At 60.6% G+C, this 18,627-nt stretch carries 14 protein-coding genes; 4 read left to right on the top strand and 10 right to left on the bottom strand.

Annotated features, from left to right (window positions below; all coding sequences use genetic code 11):
• Nucleotides 1-1,227: 1,227 nt before the first annotated feature.
• The 8 genes from QMX82_RS04545 to QMX82_RS04510 form a co-directional block, all read right to left on the bottom strand.
• Nucleotides 1,228-1,908 carry a hypothetical protein gene (locus tag QMX82_RS04545; RefSeq protein ID WP_282281376.1) on the bottom strand — a complete coding sequence of 227 codons (681 nt, stop codon included), beginning with the start codon at nt 1,906-1,908 and terminating at the stop codon, nt 1,228-1,230.
• A 649-nt stretch (nt 1,909-2,557) separates the two neighbouring features.
• Complete coding sequence (locus tag QMX82_RS04540) at nt 2,558-3,415, bottom strand: DUF4435 domain-containing protein (protein ID WP_282281375.1); 858 nt, start codon at nt 3,413-3,415, stop codon at nt 2,558-2,560.
• 5 nt (nt 3,416-3,420) lie between these two features.
• On the bottom strand, nt 3,421-4,776 hold the full coding sequence (locus QMX82_RS04535) for an AAA family ATPase (RefSeq protein WP_282281374.1): 1,356 nt from the start codon (nt 4,774-4,776) through the stop codon (nt 3,421-3,423).
• A gap of 611 nt (nt 4,777-5,387) precedes the next feature.
• Complete coding sequence (locus QMX82_RS04530) at nt 5,388-7,334, bottom strand: putative bifunctional diguanylate cyclase/phosphodiesterase (RefSeq protein WP_282281373.1); 1,947 nt, start codon at nt 7,332-7,334, stop codon at nt 5,388-5,390.
• A gap of 414 nt (nt 7,335-7,748) precedes the next feature.
• On the bottom strand, nt 7,749-8,426 hold the full coding sequence (locus QMX82_RS04525; RefSeq protein WP_263259446.1) for a type 1 glutamine amidotransferase domain-containing protein: 678 nt from the start codon (nt 8,424-8,426) through the stop codon (nt 7,749-7,751).
• Nucleotides 8,427-8,584: 158 nt separating this feature from the next.
• Complete coding sequence (locus QMX82_RS04520; protein ID WP_282281372.1) at nt 8,585-9,838, bottom strand: hypothetical protein; 1,254 nt, start codon at nt 9,836-9,838, stop codon at nt 8,585-8,587.
• A gap of 177 nt (nt 9,839-10,015) precedes the next feature.
• Nucleotides 10,016-11,218 (bottom strand): chromate efflux transporter, encoded by a 1,203-nt coding sequence (chrA, locus tag QMX82_RS04515; RefSeq protein WP_282281370.1) that lies wholly within the window; start codon nt 11,216-11,218, stop codon nt 10,016-10,018.
• Nucleotides 11,211-12,179, bottom strand: coding sequence for a LysR family transcriptional regulator (locus QMX82_RS04510; protein WP_263259449.1), 969 nt, complete (start codon nt 12,177-12,179; stop codon nt 11,211-11,213). The genes chrA and QMX82_RS04510 overlap by 8 nt, the downstream gene beginning before the upstream one ends.
• 65 nt (nt 12,180-12,244) lie before the next feature.
• Between QMX82_RS04510 and QMX82_RS04505 the strand changes: the two genes are divergently transcribed.
• Both QMX82_RS04505 and QMX82_RS04500 read left to right on the top strand, forming a co-directional pair.
• Nucleotides 12,245-12,778 (top strand): GNAT family N-acetyltransferase, encoded by a 534-nt coding sequence (locus tag QMX82_RS04505; protein ID WP_208692235.1) that lies wholly within the window; start codon nt 12,245-12,247, stop codon nt 12,776-12,778.
• Entirely contained in the window at nt 12,778-13,938 is a 1,161-nt protein-coding gene (locus tag QMX82_RS04500) for an MFS transporter (RefSeq protein WP_282281369.1), read from the top strand. Before QMX82_RS04505 ends, QMX82_RS04500 begins: the two co-directional genes overlap by 1 nt.
• A gap of 20 nt (nt 13,939-13,958) precedes the next feature.
• Here QMX82_RS04500 and QMX82_RS04495 read toward each other — a convergent pair whose 3' ends face one another.
• Together QMX82_RS04495 and mntR are read right to left on the bottom strand one after the other, a co-directional pair.
• Nucleotides 13,959-15,272: a methyl-accepting chemotaxis protein gene (locus tag QMX82_RS04495; RefSeq protein WP_282281368.1), complete on the bottom strand. Its 1,314-nt coding sequence runs from the start codon at nt 15,270-15,272 to the stop codon at nt 13,959-13,961.
• 101 nt (nt 15,273-15,373) lie between these two features.
• Nucleotides 15,374-15,823 carry a manganese-binding transcriptional regulator MntR gene (mntR, locus tag QMX82_RS04490; protein WP_017640022.1) on the bottom strand — a complete coding sequence of 150 codons (450 nt, stop codon included), beginning with the start codon at nt 15,821-15,823 and terminating at the stop codon, nt 15,374-15,376.
• A gap of 218 nt (nt 15,824-16,041) precedes the next feature.
• Between mntR and QMX82_RS04485 the strand changes: the two genes are divergently transcribed.
• Nucleotides 16,042-17,388, top strand: coding sequence for an Nramp family divalent metal transporter (locus QMX82_RS04485; RefSeq protein WP_208692232.1), 1,347 nt, complete (start codon nt 16,042-16,044; stop codon nt 17,386-17,388).
• A gap of 124 nt (nt 17,389-17,512) precedes the next feature.
• Entirely contained in the window at nt 17,513-18,526 is a 1,014-nt protein-coding gene (locus QMX82_RS04480; RefSeq protein WP_282281367.1) for a YrzE family protein, read from the top strand.
• Nucleotides 18,527-18,627: the final 101 nt, after the last annotated feature.

The raw sequence follows: 18,627 nt of genomic DNA, 5'->3' as shown, positions 1-18,627 counted from the left end.
ATGTGCGTCGAGATATCGGTTACAATATGCTTACAGCTGGGATTCTTGTTTTTCAAATCCCGTCGCAAGTCGCAAGCGATTTCGGCGCATTGAGGCGGTCCTGATGAATATACATCTGAAGCCCCAAAGTACTGGTTTGAGTCCCATAGGAAAGGGTCTGCGGGCAGTGTTAAATGTTTCAATCCGAATTCTGAATCGGAGGGTACCATCACGGCATGTCTATATCGCTTTGGCCTACCAGAGCTATGTGCAAGAAAGAGTCTAATCAAAGAAAATTCAGGATCAGTCCACCTAGAAAAAACATGGACATCGCATGATGGCTTGGGCGCAGTAGCCGCTTCCACTCGGACCCAGTCACTCCCGTCTCCTATCTTCGCCCATTCCCTAAAGTCCTCCTTGCAATAAAGGTACATAGATGGGTATCGAAACCCATAAACATATGAGGCGAGCCGGCATGAATCGGAATCTAGTTTGACTAGCGCTGAAACCTCGGGGGGGCCGTTAGGTAAGTTGACTATTAACTTGCCGAGTCTTAAATTCTTTCTTTCTTCCGCGTATTTCCATGCCAGATAGCGATTTATAGAAATTACGAATCCAGTCAATAGCAATATTAGAGCGATAATTGCCGATTTTTTAAATTTAGATGAAATAACCAACATATTCTCCCATCTAAAAGATTTTCGGGACTGTGCTTACCCTGATAAATAGTCAACGCGAGTGTAGACTTACTAGCTTCGACTGGCTCTAGCCGGCATCCTTCAGCAAGGCTAATAATTCATAATGTGATCGCTCAAGCATAGTTATACGTTGGCAATTCACTATAATAGCCGATGAACGGCGCTTCAGAGTGGCAAGCCAATATCATGGATAGAGCTAAACTTTCCAGATCCGCTACGCACCTCTGCGTGCAAAGCCGCGCAACTTATGTCTATATAGGCTAATTGCTATAATCCTATCGTTTACTGACGGAAGAGCACCTGAACGATCTGGAAGGTTTTGGGCTGTCGGCCCTGCAGGCCGAGCACCACGAAGAAGGCTTCATGCAGGAAACCATACGGGGGATGGCCCTGGCGGGCCAGGCCGAGGTCAGGATCCTGATCCTTGATCCCACTGGCTGCCTGCTCGAAGGCCTGCCTCAGTTCTAACCCCCTATCAGGCGCCTTCGGGCGCCTTTCTTTTGCCAGTTGCTAAATTTTCAATGTAGCCTTTTTTCTAAAACATGGTGATTTAATCACTATAAAATACTTTTACAACTTCTTTCGGAAATTGTAGTTCAGAAAAATTACTTAGGTTGGGCCTTCTAGTATTCCGAGCGTCTTCATTCGGATACGCTCCTTCCTTGGGAAGATAAATTATTACGTTACTCCCCTTGATCGGCTCTGGGCATATCCCTTTCAAATGGACGTAGGAAAACCCAGGAATTACCTCCCTGATAACCACCTTGGCTTGCAGCGACTCGAACCTATAATTGTTCGCAGCATTCTGATAAATATAGGAATGAACGAAACTCTCCGACATGACATTCTCTACAAAATAGCTTCGGCTTAGACCCACTCTCAAACTCCGTATAAAATTCGACCGTACTCCGGATATTACACTCTGCCAGACATTACCCGGACTCTCGCTAAATACCGTCCACTGCTTAGGAAATACAATTTCATAGTGGCAAACGTCAGGCCAAGGTCGCTTGAAGGGTGAAACACGATTAACTTTTTCGCGAGTGATCTCAAGTACGAAAGGTGTTGGACCATCAAGCTTCAGATCCATGTCTCCCATCGTCTCCTCGCAGATCGTGCTCACGCAGGCGTGAACCTCTTTACCTTCGGCGGGACGATCACTAGCAAATACGGTTCCCGCAAATACCCAAAGAGAAATCCCGAAAGTTAGTGTGCCTTGGCGAAAATTCATTTTTTGAGGCTACCTTTCTAGTTTTTGACAGCTAATATTGAATTGCGAGGTGGTTTCCAAGCCGAACGCGCGGTGTTACCACAATAGAAAGATAGATCTAGATGCGGAGTTCGTCAAAAAGGTAGCTTTCAAAGCCATCTAGCGGGAACAGTATGGGAAATTCTATCTACTGAAGGCGAAGCCTTTGTCATTCAAGTTCGACTGATTTTCTCTAACAATTTATTCAAGCCTATGCTGCTTCGCAGCACAGCTTAATTCTGGCGTTGAGCGTTCGCTTTTACTCGCAACCACCTGCAACTCATGGCCGATTGCAGCCCGTCGCCACTGGCTGCAATCGGCCAAAAGCGGACGGCAGCCTCATAAAAAAGCCTGTCCCCTTTTTCCGCTTGCCTAATCTCTGCGCCAATATCGCTTTAGCCTGAGCATCGAGTGTGGGTAGAGGGCCATCTCGGTTTGTGAGAGGTGCGGTGCAAGATGGAGAGCGCTATTCACCAGTCCGTGCCATTTGAGAAACTTAAGATTTGTTAAGAAATGCGTTCAGCTCCTGCAGTGCTGGTCCGAACGCATTTCGTCGCTAATGCCTAGAAAGTTTTTGGCATATCAGCCCCAACTCTCAAGCCCACAACACCCTGCCGTTAAGCTACTTCATTTACGCTAGATCGAGAATGCGGCGTAAGTTGCTCGCCACCTCACTAAATGCAGAGCCATTGCTTTTTTGAGCAATTCGCAACTTTAAATTTATATGAGGCACTTTGGTGGGACAAACCGTTTTCATTTTTAAAATTAGCAACGGCAATGAAAAGTCTTTTGCTGACACATATTTTGTTATAAAACATTCGCCTGGATCAATGTTGCGATTAACAAAGTCAAGTGCATTTTTCGTCTTAAGCGCACCATACCTTTCTATCAGGTGATTGCAGATTTCACTAATCACCTCTTGGCATTTTTCTTGATCGACTTCGCCCTGTTCTCCAGAATATATAGCGCCATAGCCTCTTGAGACAGTCGCTACTTCGGCATGTAGGTGATGGGCGGCCGCGAAGTATCGGAAAAGCTCTTCGAGGTTTGCAGCGGAACGTGTGAACCAGCCTTGGAAATCAAAGCTGTCGCGTATATTATTTTTGGATTGAGAAATGTGCTCTTCATCCATAATATCGATGAATGCCTCCTCGTCTAGCATAAAGTTCTCGATGCAATAGCGAGGTAGTACAATAACGTTATTAGGAACTTCCTCTCTCTCGCCTGCCAAAAGGTACAAGTCACCATCGACGATATAAGCAGCACGCCGGCCTGTTGAGGGACGTGTTCTAGCGGCTTTCAATACGTCCCCTCGCTGCCCAAGCGGAAACACTCTGTCGAGAGTTATAGTGCTACCTAGGGCTGTGGATAGGAAAGAGGCAACGATTTTAGGGTAGCCTGCGGCGGTGTCTTCAGTATAGATATCAAAATCGTTGAAATTCTCATAAAAAACTGATGCTGCATATTTGGCAGCCTTGCTCCGTTCCATTAGCGTCATCCAAGATTTATGCAGTTTTCAACGTGAAAGCCAACGATTTCTGGTGAATGAGTTGCAAAGATGAATTGATTGCCTTTGCTTTCGCTAAGGAGCGAGTCTACAAGCATTTCTTGCCATCTCATGTGTAGCGAGATTTCCGGCTCATCCACAATAAAAGCATTCTTCCTCGTTGATGCGAATCGTGCATGTGACAAGAGGATTAAAAGTTGCTTTTCGCCAGAAGAAAGATTTATCAAATCTACATTTTTTCCTTGCTGGGTAATCTTTATTTTCCCTACTGAGTCAATTGTAACTTCTTTTCGCGAATGCCTAAAAAACTCGTTGAGGGTGTCGCAGAATTCTTTGATTGGTGCAAAGAACTTTTCTGCTGATTTCTTTTGGCGATCCATTTCAGCAAGAACCTTTTGGATTCGCCGGATTTGAGCCATATTCATGAGCCACTCTAGGCTCCAGGCATCGCCCCTCTCCTCTGAAGGCCTTGCAATTAGGTCCATTTTCTCGAAAAACTTTTCAATCTGAAGTGCTGTTTTTTCTGAGCCACCTAAGTCTCTTGCAAATTTCTCAAGTTCTTGGCGCCTTTGCTGCAGTTCAGACATTAATCGATAGGGACTATTTCGAGAGTCGTTAATTGCATCCTCGTCAAACTCTATATACTCGAAAGTCGATTCAACAACAACATTTAGAAGTCTGTCTAGGCGGCCATCGCTGGCTCTTCGATAATGTCTAAATGCGCTTTCGACTAATTTTTGACAGTTCTCTAGGCCGCCCAAAGGTTCTTTTTTGTCCGCCACAACACGTGATTTTAGCGACCTACTCGTAATGAATTCGGAGTCTAGGGAGAATTCGTCGTGATATTTAGCAAGCCGCCGCTCTAGGCCTAGAAACATTGGGCGCCTGCCCTGAAGGAACTTAGTGAGTAGCGGACCGCCCTCCAATATCAATTGGCTACGGATGTCGTCCCCAATACGTATTACTTGTCCTGCGTGCGAGACGAGGCGTCCTTGCTGAATTACATTTGATGGAATGTTAGATCGAAAAATCTCTTGGCCGTTGAGTATAAAGGACAGCCCGTTATCGGTGGGGCGGACGATAATTTGGAAGTCTTCGCCATCCTTATCAACCTCAACAGAGATGAATGAAAACGTGATTTCCTGCAAGGTCGCCACATCAATAGAAAGAGCTGCTTGGATTAACCGTAGTGCAGTAGTTTTTCCCGTGCCGTTTGGGCCTATTAAAAAATTAACATCAGGTTTGAAGGTAAAATTAAAGTCATAGACTCCATGAACTTTTTTGCCTGAAAACTTCGAATTATCATATTTTTCGTCCCTGGCTCCGCATGAAATAGTGGCCATTCTCTTCGGAGTTTATCCTAGCGTGGCGAAATGGTGGAGGGGATACATCAAGTCAGCTAGCGGAAACGGATGGAGGTGGCGCGGGAGTAGACCAAGCCGTAGATGCTACGGCCGGCAGCTTACCGGCTCTAGGAGGATGTGGCATTGACCAGCACGGCATTGTGCCGAGCTCAATTGATCACTGAATGGCGAATTCGAGCGAAAAGGGGACGGATTTATTTATTGACTGATTGTCCGCTTTTGGCCGGTAGCTGCCCTACGGCATAGGCAGCTTTGGGTCGGTAGCGGTCGCTTGTCAACGTGCACTCATGGCCCCAGTAGCCACGGCATGATCACATCACGGTATTCATGTTTTAAGCCCGGCGGGCCGACTATCGTCGCGCAAGCGAGTATGTCTCTTTCGGCTTTCCGCGGGCTTCAGGACTGCAGGGTCAAGTCCATACTCATCGGCCTAACCTAAAGTTCTTCAAGCTTCTAAATGAAGTGGTATGAGTGCCTACGTAAACCCAAGCGGGGTACGGTGTTGCGAGATTACAGCTGTGAGCGGACGTGGCTGAATCAGAGGTCGCTGCCTGGACAAGAGCTCGCGTCGCACCTGACACCCCTGCGAGTCAAACCGCCAGCACCTCAGCCAAATGTTCCCCTTCCAACCAACCCCTGATATCACTCGCTCGCATCGGCTTGGCGAACAGATAGCCCTGGGCCCAAGTACAGCCTAGATTCTTCAGCGCACCCAGTTCTGCCGCGGTTTCCACCCCTTCCACGATGCATTCCAGCTGCATGTCCTGGCACAGGGCGATCAGGGATTTGACGATCTTGAAGCTGGCCGGGTCGAGGTGGAGGTTGGTGACGAAGGTGCGGTCCACCTTGAGTTTGGTCAGGGGTAGGGCGTGGATCTGGCTCAGGCTGGAATAGCCGGTGCCGAAGTCGTCGAGGGAGATGCCGCAACCCAGTTCGCGAAAGCGGCTGATGGCGCGCTGGGTCTGAGGCAGGTCCTGGATGGCGGCGGTTTCGGTGATTTCCAGATCGAGGCAGGCCGGGTCGAAGCCGCTGTGCTTGATCAGTTCGACGATCTGCTGGGCGGCGTCTTCCGAGCCACAGTCTTGGGCGGAGAGGTTGAAGGCCAGGCGGATGCCCGTGGGCCAGTGCACGGCCGCGTTCAGGGCCTTGCTCAGCAGGGGCAGGGTAAGGCGATTGACCATGCCGACGCGCTCGGCGGTGGCGATGAAATCACCCGGTGGCACGTTGCCCAGCTCCGGACTATCCCAGCGCGCCAGGGCCTCGAAGGCCACCGTCTGCTTGCTGTGGATGTCCACGATGGGCTGGAAGACCATGTAGAACTCGCGCTCCAGGTCGGCCCGGCGCAGGGCCTGTTCGGTCAGGCCTTCGCGATTGAGTTGCTGGCGATGGGCAGTGCTGAACAGGCAGGCCGTGCCGGGGCGGTGGCGCTTGCTCTGGTACAGGGCGTAGTCGGCGTGTTCATAGACGTCCGTTGCGGTAAAGGCCTGGTCGGGAAAGGTCGCGATGCCCAGCGAGCCCCCGATCTGGATGGGCATGTCCACCAGCAGGAAGGGCTCGCGCAGGCTGGCGCAGACCTTTTCGCCAAACGCCCGCAACTGCTCGTCGTTCAAGACCCGGGTGATGAGCAGGCTGAATTCGTCGCCGCCCAGGCGGGCCAGGTGGACGTCCTCGTCGAGCAGTCCGCTCAAGCGCTGGCCGACCTGATAAAGCAGCCGGTCGCCCACGCTATGGCCATAGATGTCGTTGACCGGCTTGAAGCCGTCCAGGTCGATCAGGCCCACGGCCAGGCGGGTCCCCTGGGCGCGCGCATCCGCCAGCAGGGTATCGAGGCGGGCAAAGAATTGCCGGCGGTTGGCGAGGCCGGTCAGGCTGTCCTGATTGGCGAGCTTGAGATTTTCCTCGCTGAGCTTGGCTGTTTGCGCCTGCATGTTCACCAGGCGGGTGAAGTCGCCGTACTGCGCCTTGAGGATGACGAGCATGGCGATGGACACCAGCAGGACGTCGATCGCCGTGGCCACGAAGGTGCTGATGGTGGTAGAGGCGAAGAACACTACGAAGGCGGTGTTGACCACGGCGGTGGTGGCCAGGGCCGCGGGCAGCAGGTGCATCATGCAGAAGATGCAACCGATCACGGTGATCGCCATGTAGAAGCCCACATGCGCCTGGGTATAGCTGTCGCCATAGGGAAACAGCGCCAGCGACCAGGCGGTGAAGGCCGAGGCGACGATGGGCGCGAGCATGTTGGTGCGCTTCAGGGCCGTCAGCATCTGCGTCGGACTGCGCGGCCGATTGCGCGTGCGGACCCATTCGGCCGCCCGGATCACGCCGAACAGGGTCATGCTCAACGGGCAATACAGCGCCAGCCAGCGTGGCGCGACGGCATAGTGGGTGCCGGCCAGCATCAGGGTATTGGTCAGCAGGATGAAGTACATCATCGGCAGCTGGCGCGACAGGGCGAGGTATTGCGCCTTGACCAGGCCGGGATTGTCCATGGGCACGGACATCAGGACGCGCACGCCGAGCAGGATTCTCTTCATCGGGCAATGCTCTGAAAATACGACCAGGTAACCAACTGCACGGATATCCTTTCCAGCCTGGGCGGAGCAGGGTTGAAGGCTGCGCTCATGGAAGGGGTGTCGGCTGACGCTTGGATTTCTGCAACCTTGGCGACTAATGGCACTTTGATCTTGTTCGAATTGCCAATCGTCATAGTTATAGGCGAGGCGAGCGCTGGTGAACAGCCTTAACGATTGTCGGCGACCAAGTGCTTGGCGGAGACCTCTGGTGGTCGTTCAGCGATGCAGATGCGCGCGCCTGGCCGGTCCGTCTGAGTTTTCGGGAACGGGGGCAGCCTTGTGCTCAGCTCTCCCGTGCGCGAGCCGCCAGTTCGGTGGTGATAGACCACAACGAAAAAGCCCGCCATTAGGCGGGCTTTTTCAGGTTTGGGACGTTCAGCCCAGCTTGGTCAACAGGGCATCCGCCGCGGCTTCCGAACTGGCCGGATTCTGGCCGGTGACCAGGTTGCCGTCCTCCACTACGAACTCGCCCCAGTCCGGGCCTTTTTCGTAACGGGCGCCAAGCTTCTTCAGCTCGTCCTCCACCAGGAAGGGCACCACGTCGGTGAGTTGCACACCGGCTTCTTCGCTGTTGGTGAAGCCAGTGACGGTGCGGCCCTTGACCAGCGGCGTGCCGTCGGCGGCCTTGACGTGGCGCAGCACGCCGGGGGCGTGGCAGACCAGGCCGAAGGGCTTGTTGGCCTGGGCGAAGGCTTCGAGCAGGGCGATGGAGTCGCGGGATTCGGCGAGGTCCCACAGCGGGCCGTGGCCGCCGGGATAGAAGAGGCTGTCGTAGTCCTCGGCCGCTACCTCGGCCAGCTTGACGGTATTGGCCAGGGCCTGCTGCGCTTCGGGATCGTTCTTGAAGCGTTCGGTGGACTCGGTCTGGGCGTCGGGGGCGTCGCTCTTGGGATCCAGCGGCGGTTGGCCGCCGGCGGGGGAGGCCAGGGTGATCTCGGCACCGGCGTCCTTGAAGACGTAGTAGGGGGCAGCGAATTCTTCCAGCCAGAAACCGGTTTTCTTGCCGGTGTCGCCGAGCTGGTCATGGGAGGTCAGGACCATCAGGATCTTCATCGCGCGTTCCTCGTGTTCGGAAGGGTATCGCTAGACAGACCCTGGGTTCCTGCCGTGAGTGCCCGGCTCTTGTGGTAAGCCACGAGTACCTCACAGAAGCGGCCGGCTTGCCGCCCAGTCGATCGCGTTGGGCGGCCAGCCGTTCGGCTCAGGGGTTATCAGGCCCAGCCGAGCGTGCCACCGGGTTCATAGCGCTCACGGGCCGCCACGGTGCTGGCGACGTCATCGAGGTTGTGGACGCCAATCAGCTGGACCAGGGAGTCCAGGTTATCGACCTTGCCTTCGTAGCCGGCATCACGGAAGACATAGGTGTCCTGGCCGTAGTGGAAGACCGCTGCGTTGACCAGCCCAGTGGTCGATTGAGTGACGACATTGAGCGCTGCGTAAAGGCTATGGGCATTGGTCAGGGCGGAATCCTGGACGGTCACCACGGCTGACGGGTCGGTAATTGCGGAGCCGAAGAGGATGTTGTCTTCACTCGCGTTGAAGTCGGTGACCGTCACGTGATTCGCTGCCAAGGCACGGTTGGCTGCGGCGCTGCTACTACCGTCGAAGTTGGCCAGGGAAGGGTTGAGCAGACTCAGGGTGTCACGGCCTTCGCCCAGGGTAACGGTGGCGCCATGGCCGTAATTGCCGCGCAGGGTGGCATTGTGAGCGGCCACACCTTCGGTGATCAGGATGTCGACGAAGTCACTGCCAGCGCCGGCATTGATGATCATGTCGGCTTGCTGGATATGGGCACCGATCTGGTCGCCGCCCGCGCCGCTGTCGACGGTGATGGCCTTGACCCGCGAGTTGCTCAAAGCCGCCACGTTTTCGAGTTCCGGAGCGGTGCGGGTGCTGACCTGAAGCAGATCGCCACCGCTGCCGGTGATCACGTTCTTGAGAAAGGCGCTCTGGCTGGCATAGGAGTAGTCATGGCCTTCGGTGTAGCCATGCAGGAAGTCGATCGAGAGGCCGGCTGTGGACCTGGAGCCATCGAAGGTCTGCAGGCCATCGAAGTTGTCCAGGGTGATGATGTCGCCTTCATTGAACTGATTGGTCGGCACGTCGGTGAGGCTGACGGTGAGCTTGGCGATGCTCGAATCCAGGGTGCTGTCGCTGGCGGTGGCGCCACGGGTATGGCCGTCGAGGCGGGTGACCTGATCTTCCCAATGGCCGGTCAGGGTCAGTTCGTTCAGGGTCGAGGCGGCCGCATAGTGCGGACCCTTGGCATCGAAGGTCTTGGCGAAGCCGACGTATTCGGGCGCGGTATTGATATCGAGGGTAAGGCGCGGCTGGTTCTGGAAGGCGTAGTAGGTAACGCCATCAAGGGTGCCGGCCGACTTGGCGGGCGCGGCAACCAGGGGCGCCTTGGCAAGGGCAGCGGTGAACAGGGGGGCGGTGGTGTCCAGGGGATTCTTGTAGGTCATGGCGGTCATCCTTAATGCATGTCAGGCCGAGCGCTCGCTGGACACGTTCTCGCGCAGGGCAAGACGTTTCATACAGCTGAACGTCACGTCGACAGTGCCTAGCTTTCCACGGAGCTACAGCGAACCATGCCGCAATTTCATCGGGCCATCAGGGGGCTGCCGCTAAACGGTAGTGCGCTAAAAGTTCAGTAGACCGCTCGTCAGGACGAGTAATAGCGCGACCAGTATCGGTGACCAGCGAGTGCGCAGGAGCAGCAGGAGCGCCAGCGCGGCCAGGGCGACATCCAGCGGGCCGCGGATGGCTCCCGTCCAGACCGGATCGTAGAGCGCTGCCAGCAGCAGGCCGACCACCCCCGCGTTCAGTCCGGTCAGGGCGCGTTGCCAACCGGGGTGCTGGCGCAGGCTCTGCCAGAAGGGCAGGGCGGCGAGCAGGATGAGCGCGCCGGGCAGAAAGATCAGCAGGGTCCAGAGCAGGCCATTGAGCCAGGCGGGCAGGGCGGCGGGCACCAGGGCACCCAGGTAGGCGGCAAAGGTGAACAGCGGTCCGGGCACCGCCTGGGCCAGGCCGTAGCCGGCCATGACCTGGCCATCGCTGACCAGGCCGCTGGGCACCACCACCGCCTGCAGCAGCGGCAGCACCACATGGCCGCCACCGAAGACCAGGGCGCCGGCGCGATAGACACCCCCGGCCAGATGGCTCCAGACGGGCAATAGCAGCAGCGGCAGCAGGAACAGCAGCAGGGCGACAATCCCCTGGCGCCGGGAAAGTCCGGTTCGCAGGACCAGGGTCGGCGGCGTGGCGGTCGGCGCCAGTGCCAGGCGACCGACCAGGGCGGCCAGACCCAGCCCCAGCAGTTGCCCCGCCGAACCGGGCAGCCAGAGCGCCAGGCCGGCGGCGACCAGCGCCAGGAGGCGACGCGGCGTATCCGGGCACAGGCTGCGGCCCATACTCCAGACCGCCTGGGCCACCACCGCCACGGCGAAGACCTTGAGGCCATGCACCGCGCCCGAGTCGGCCAATCCCGGAACGTGGGCAAGGCCCAGGGCGAACAGGATCAGCAGCAGCGCGGAGGGCAGGGTGAAGCCGAGCCAGGCCGCCAGCAGGCCCCAGCCGCCGGCACGCCCCAGGCCCAGGGCCATGCCGACCTGGCTGCTGGTCGGACCGGGCAGCAGCTGGCAGAGCGCGACCAGCTCGGCATAGGCGGCTTCATCCAGCCATTGGCGGCGGGTGACGAAGGCCTGGCGGAAATAGCCCAGGTGGGCGATGGGCCCGCCAAAGCTGGTGCAGCCCAGGCGCAGAAAGATCAGCAAGACCTGCCAGGCGCTGTCGGGAGGGGATTCGCGGTGGGTTGCAGGGGCTTGCACGGGCGCTTCACTCATCGGACGGGCCAGGCCGCGAGCGTAGCGCGTCCTGGCCCTGCTGGCGCAATCGCCGGAGCGCTTCCAGCACCTGCTGCAGCGGGCGGCTCAGGGGTTTGTCGCGGCGCAGCACCAGGGCCAGGGTACGCGTCAGGGGCGGTGCCAGCGGCTGGACCCTCAGGCCGTGGCGATGGTGCTCGGTGGCCACGGCGATGCCGGGCACCAGGCTGTAGCCGAGTCCGGCGGCCACCAGTTCCTTGAGCGCCTCGATGCTGCCCAGCTCCATCACCGGCCGGCTGGCCTGGCCGGCGCGGCGGAACCAGTCGTCGATCAGCAACCGGGTGCTGCTGCCAGTCTCGAAGGCCAGCAGCGGCGCCTCGGCCAGTTCCGCCGGGGCCAGCGCTCCTGTTGGTAACGGACTGGCAGGCGGGAGCAGGGCGACGAAGGCATCCTCCAGCAGCGGCTCCACCTGCAGGTTGCGGCCACTGGCGGGCAGGGTGACCAGGCCCAGGTCGAGGCGGTTGTCTTCCACCGCCCGCAAGACGTCCAGGGTGTTGCCGGTGCTGACCCGCACGTCCAGCTGGGGAAAGCGCTGGCGCAACTGGCCCAGCAGCGGCGGCAGGAGATGGATGCAGGCGGTGGCGCCGGTGCCGATGGCGATCCGTCCGGTGACCGTCTCGCCATGGCTGGCCAGGGCCTGCAGGGCCTGGTCCACCGCCGTCTGGATCTGTTCGGCGTGGTCCAGCAGCAGACTGCCCGCGGCGGTGGGCTTGAGTCCACGCCCCAGGCGCTCCAGCAGCTTGAGACCCAGGCGCCGCTCCAGCTGGCGGATCTGCAGGCTGACCGCCGGTTGGCTCAGCCCCAGGCGATCGGCCGCGGCGGAAAAGCTGCCGGTGGCGACCACCTGGACGAAGGTCTGCAACTGGGTGAGGTTGAGATCGGCCATGCCAAGGTTTCGCTTATACCGGTGATAACCGAGCATAGCTTTATCTTTGGCTGGCCGTCCCGGCATGATCGCTTCATCGACCTCGCGAATGGACCTCTCCCGTGAACACCGCTCTGCAGTTGCGCGATGCCACCCCCGCCGATCTGCCGGCCATCCAGGCCATCTACGCTGAACACGTGCTGCGCAGCTGCGCCAGTTTCGAGCTGGAGCCGCCGGACGTGGCCGAGCTGGAGCGCCGGCTGGCAGCGGTGCGCCAGGCCGGCCTGCCTTACCGGGTGGCCGAACGGGACGGCGCGGTGGTGGGCTATGCCTATGCGGTGCTCTATCGCCCGCGACCGGCCTATCGCCATACCGCGGAAGACTCGGTGTATGTGCGCGACGGCCTGGGTGGCCAGGGTATCGGCCGGCGGCTGCTGGAAGAGATCGTCGCGGCCTGCACGGCGGCGGGCTTTCGCCAACTGGTGGCGGTGATCGGCGACAGCGCCAACCAGGGTTCCATCGCCCTGCACCAGCGCCTGGGGTTTCGCACCGTCGGTACCTTCGAGGCGGTGGGTTTCAAGCATGGGCGCTGGGTGGACACGGTCCTGATGCAGCGCAGCCTGGGTGAGGGCGAGCGGACCCCGGGTACGCGCTGATGACGCCGATGCCGAGCGATCGCGCCATCTGGCAGCTGGGGCTGATGCAGCTGCTGGCCTGGGGACTGGCCTTCTATCTGCCGGGCGTCTACGGCCCGGCGATGGCCGCGGGACTGGGCTGGGACGCGCGCTGGGTCTATGGCGGCTTTTCCCTGGCGATGCTGACCATGGGGCTGGTCTCGCCCTTCAGCGGCGCGGTGATCGAACGCCTGGGCGGCTGTCGCACCCTGCAACTCGGCCTGGTGCTTGATGCCCTGGGTTGCCTGGGCCTGGCGGCGGCCCAGTCGGCGCCGCTGTTCTACCTGGCCTGGGTGACCCTGGGCGTGGGCATGCGCCTGTCGCTGTACGACGCCGCCTTCGCCACCCTGGCGCGTCTGGCCGGTGAACGCTCGCGGGCGGTGATGGTACGCATCACCCTGCTCGGCGGCCTGGCGTCGGCGGTGTTCTGGCCGCTGGGGCACTGGCTGCTGGAGGTGCTGGGCTGGCGCCTGGGGCTGGTGGTCTATGCCGGCATCGCCCTGGCTGGCGTGCTGCTGCTCTTGCCGTTGCCCAATGTGCGTGGGCGTCTGCCCATTGCCGAATTGCCGCCCGTGGCGGCGGGCGGTTCGCCGCGCCTGGCCGGCGTGCTGTTCGCCACCGGGATGGCGTTGATCGGCTTTCTGTCGGCGGGACTGTCGGCCCATCTGCCGGCGCTGCTGGCCGAACGCGGGGTGCCGGTGGGGGTGGCGGCGCTATGGGGGATCGGCCAGGTCTGCGCGCGGCTGGCGGAGCTGGCTTCCGGCCAGCGGCTCTCGGCGCGTCAGCTCAATCTGGTGCTGGGCCTCGGCCTGCCGCTGAGTTTTGCCCTGGCGCTGGCGAGCGAAGGCCATCTCGGCCTCACCGCCGGCTTCGTCTTTCTCTATGGCGCCCTCAACGGCCTGGTGGCGGTGCTGCGCGCCAGCCTGCCGCTGGAGTTGTTCGACCGGGCGCTCTATGCGCGCCTGACCGGCAAGTTGCTGGCGCCGAGCTTCCTGCTCTCGGCGGCCGCGCCCTGGTGCTATGCCCTGGCACGGGAGAGTTGGGGCGACCGAGGCCTGCTTGGCCTGTGCCTGCTGGTCAGCCTGGGGGTGACCCTGGCGGCGCTGGGGCTGCTCGGGTGGCGGCGTTCGGCGCCGGCCTGAGGCGGGCGCCGGTCCGCCGGCTAGTTCAGGCGGCGGGCGAACTGACCCACCGCCCCGACCACGCGCTGGGCGCCGTCCTGGATCTCGGTGATGCGGGTACCCGCGGCGTTGGCCAGTTGCAGGCCCTGTTCCGCCTGGTGCTTGCTCGCCGCCATGTTGGCCACGGCGGTCTGCGCCAGTTGCTGGTTCTGCTGCACCACGCCGACGATCTCCTCGGTGGCCTTGCTGGTGCGGCCGGCCAGTTGGCGGACCTCGTCGGCCACCACGGCGAAACCGCGGCCCTGTTCACCGGCGCGGGCGGCTTCGATGGCGGCGTTGAGCGCCAGCAGGTTGGTCTGCTCGGCGATCCCGCTGATGGTCTTGACGATGGTGCTGATCACCAGCGACTGCTCGCCCAGGGCCTCGATGCCGTTGGAAGCGACCTGCAATTCCTCGGCGATCTTGCGCATCACCGCGACGGTGTCCTGCACCACCTCGGCACCCTGACGAGCGCTTTCGTCGGTCTGCTGGGAGATGTCGAAGGCGACCTTGGCCGCCTCGGCCACCGCCTGTTCCTGTTCCACCTGGGCGGTGATGACGGTGGCGAATTTCACCACCTTGTACAGCTCGCCACGGGTGTTGAGCACCGGGTTGTAGGAGGCTTCCAGCCAGACGGTGCGACCGTGGCTGTCGATGCGCTTGAAGCGGCTGGCGATGAATTCGCCGCGATTCAGCCGTGCCCAGAACGCCTGGTAGTCGGCGGAGTGACTCTCTTCGCTGGTGCAGAACATGCGGTGGTGCTTGCCCTGGATCTGCTTGAGCGAATAGCCCATGCCCTGCAGGAAGCGGTCGTTGGCGGTGAGCACCTCGCCGGCCAGGTTGAATTCGATGACCGCGGTGGAGCGCAGCAGGGCGTTGATCAGGCCAGAGTGCTCGGTGGAGGTCTCCACCTGTTCGGTACGGTCGTTGCCGTAGCAGATGGTCTTGTGGATGCGGCCATCGGCGTCACGCAGCGGCTGCCAGGTGGCATAGAGCCAGGCTTCCTGGCCGTTGGCCCGCAGCAGGCGGTACATGCCGCTGGTCTGCTGGCCCTGGCTGAGCGCGCTCTTGAGGTCGCGATAGCAGGGCAATTGTTTGACGTATTCGGGAATGAAGGCGTCCAGCGGACGCCCCACCACGTTCTCGGCGCGATAGCCCATCTCGCGGCAGAAGCGCTCGTTGACCCTCTCGATGTTGCCACGCTCATCCACGGTAAGACTGAGCGCCTGGCTTTCGAAGCCCGCGTGCAACTGACGCAATTCGGCGACTTCGGCACGCAGTTGGGCGAGTTCGGTCTTGAGGGGGCGATTGAACATGGCAGGGCACCGAGAGGAGTGAAAGTATGACTTCCACTACTTCGACGGTGCCGGGATTTTCTTAAGGGAAGCTGAGCGACTTTCGACTAAAGCCGCAGGCGTCAGGCCTGACGGCTGGCGATGAAGCGCCGGAAGACAGCCAGGGTGGCCTCGCTGACATGGTGCTCCATGCCTTCGGCATCGCGCCGTGCGGTATCGGCGTCCACGCCCAGGGTCAGCAGGAAGGTCTCCACCACGTGGTGGCGGGCGCGACTGGCTTCGGCCAAGGCTTCGCCTTCGGGGGTGAGGAAGACGCCGCGATAGGGACGCTGCACGATCAGGCCGGCGGCGGCCAGGCGCTTGAGCATCTTGGCCACGGTCGGCTGGGCGACGCCGATGCGCGCGGCGATATCCACCTGACGGGCTTCACCGCCGTCCCGGATGAGGTCGGAAATGAGCTCGACATAGTCTTCGATCAGCTCCTGACGATGGGCTTCGCGGACCTGTTGAAAACCTTCCATATGAATGGATGGATCGACCAACCGATTCAGCAGTTCGTCGTCCTTTGTCATGTTGCCCACCTGAATGACCTTCTCCGCAAAGACCTGAGGCGCGTCGAGAGGACGCGTGCGGGCGCCATTTTGACCGAGTTGCGAGCGAATACCAAAGATTCCTTCGCCAATGGGCGTTATCGACGGATGAGATAGAGATTTTTTATTGCTGGATGTGTGAATTTTAGCCTAGGCTAAATTCTCCAAAGGGTAGTCCTACCTTGCCGCACGAGTCCGCCATGAAAGAGTCCGCCAGCTACGTCGAGCCTGCCTGGCAGGAGCCTGCGCCGTCCGCCCGGCCCAGCCTGGGGCGGATGAATGCCAGCGTGCCGGTGCCCGAAGGCGGCAGCTGGCTGCGCCGGCTGCTGGCCTTCATCGGCCCCGGCTACATGGTCTCGGTGGGCTACATGGACCCGGGCAACTGGGCCACGGACCTGGCCGGTGGCTCGCAATTCGGCTACCTGCTGCTGTCGGTGATCCTGCTCTCCAATCTCATGGCCATCCTGCTGCAGGCCCTGGCCGCGCGCCTGGGCATCGCCACCGGGCTGGACCTGGCCCAGGCCTGCCGCGCGCGCTATTCGCGGCCGGTGAGCCTGCTGCTGTGGCTCGCCTGCGAGATCGCCATCATCGCCTGCGACCTGGCCGAGGTGATCGGCACCGCCATCGCGCTGAATCTGCTGTTCGGCATCCCGCTGATGTGGGGCGCCATCCTCACGGCGCTGGACGTCTTTCTCATCCTGCTGCTGATGAATCGCGGCTTTCGCTGGCTGGAAGCCTTCGTCATTGCCCTGCTGACGCTGATCTTCGTCTGCTTCGGCGTGCAGATGGTGCTGGCCCAGCCGTCGCTGGCGGCGATTGTCGACGGCTTTCTGCCCAAGGCGGAAATCGTCACCAATCCGGCCGCGCTGTACCTGGCCATTGGCATCATCGGTGCCACCGTGATGCCCCATAACCTCTATCTGCATTCCTCCATCGTGCAGACCCGCGCCTATCCGCGCACCGAGGCGGGACGGCGCATGGGCCTGCGCTGGGCGGTGGCCGACAGCACCCTGGCGCTGATGCTGGCGCTGTTCGTCAACGCCGCCATCCTGATCACCGCCGCGGCGGTGTTCCACAGCGCCGGGCGCACCGACGTGGCCGAGATCCAGGACGCCTACCACCTGCTGTCGCCGATGCTGGGCGTCGGCATCGCCTCGCTGCTGTTCGCGGTGGCGCTGCTGGCGTCGGGCATCAACTCCACCGTCACCGCGACCCTGGCCGGCCAGATCGTCATGGAAGGCTTCCTGTCGCTGCGCATTCCCGACTGGGCGCGGCGGCTGATCACCCGGGGCATCGCCGTGATCCCGGTGGTGGTGGTGACCGGCCTCTATGGCGAGAGCGGTACGGCCAAGCTGCTGGTGCTGAGCCAGGTGGTGCTGTCCATGCAATTGCCCTTCGCGGTGATCCCGCTGGTGCGCTTCGTCTCGGACCGCCAGCTGATGGGCAGCTTCGTCATCGGTCGGGTCACGCAGGTGCTGGCCTGGGCGATCGCCGGGCTGATCGTGGTGCTCAATGTGAAGCTGCTGGCCGATATCCTGCTTGGATAGCGGACAACTGAGGTCCTACGACCTCTGAAGGCTCTGGAATGCAGGTCTGGGAACTTCCGAAAGCGGGACGGTATCAATCCGTTACCACAATAAGTTCTTCCCATCACCACCCGGAGCACCTGCCATGTCCTATGACGCCCGTCACACCCCAGCCTATGCAGCCACCACGGCCACTGCCACCGCGCCCCTGCTGAAGCGCATTTCCTGGAGTTCGATCATCGCCGGCGTGGTCATCGCCCTGACCGTTTCGCTGCTGCTGAGCCTGCTCGGCACCGCCATCGGCTCGGCTTCCATCGATCCGCAACAGGAAGCCAATCCGCTGTCCGGCCTGGGCAAGGGCACCGGTATCTGGGTCGGCGTCAGCGCCGTGGTCTCGGTCTTCGTCGGCGCCTGGATCGCCGGTCGCCTGGCGCAGCGCGAAGGCGCCCTGCACGGCATCCTGGTCTGGGCCAGCGTGACCCTGGTCAGCGTCTATCTGGTGTCCAGCGCCGTCAGCGGCGTGGTGCGCACCGGTCTGAACGTGGCGGGCAGTGGCCTGTCGATGGTCGGCAGCGGCCTGTCCCAGGCGGCCCCGGCCCTGACCAACCAGGTTCAGGACCAACTGCGTCAGCAGGGCATCCAGCTCGACCTGGGTGATCTGCAGAACGAACTGGAGACCGCGCTGCGCCAGACCGGCAAGACCGAGCTGCAGCCGGAGAATCTGCAGCAGCAGGCTCAGGGCGCCGAACAGGATGCCAAGAACACTGCCCAGAACAGCGCCAACAATCCGCAGCAGGCCGATGACCAACTGGGTGCCCTGCTGGATCGTCTGAAGCAGCGTGGCGACCAGGCCTGGAACGCCGCTGACCGTCAGGCACTGGTGAACCTGATCAAGGCCCGCACCGGCAAGAGCGACGCCGAGGCCAACGCCATCGTCGACAAGGCCCAGCAGACCTACCAGCAGGCCTATGCCAAGTACCAGGAGCTCAAGGCCCAGGCCGAGCAGAAGGCCCGCGAAGCGGCCGACGTGGCTGCCCGCAAGGTCTCCCAGGCCAGCTGGGTCCTGCTGATCAGCCTGGTGATCGGTGGCATCGTCGGTGCCATCGGTGGTGCCCTGGGTCGTCGTACCCAGCCGGCCAACAAGGTGGTCGCCGCCTAAGCGCAACCTCTGGCGGATCCCGCGGGATCCGCTGCCAAGGCACGCCGCCCCCCCGGGGGCCCGGCCCGGGCCCGGGGGGTTTGGGGGCCGGGGTTTTAAAT

Source organism: Pseudomonas sp. PS02302 (assembly GCF_029959585.1).
Classification (GTDB): Bacteria; Pseudomonadota; Gammaproteobacteria; order Pseudomonadales; family Pseudomonadaceae; genus Chryseomonas; species Chryseomonas aestiva.
The sequence above is the reverse complement of the archived record's forward strand: the minus strand, read 5'-3'. Positions and strand labels throughout refer to the sequence as shown.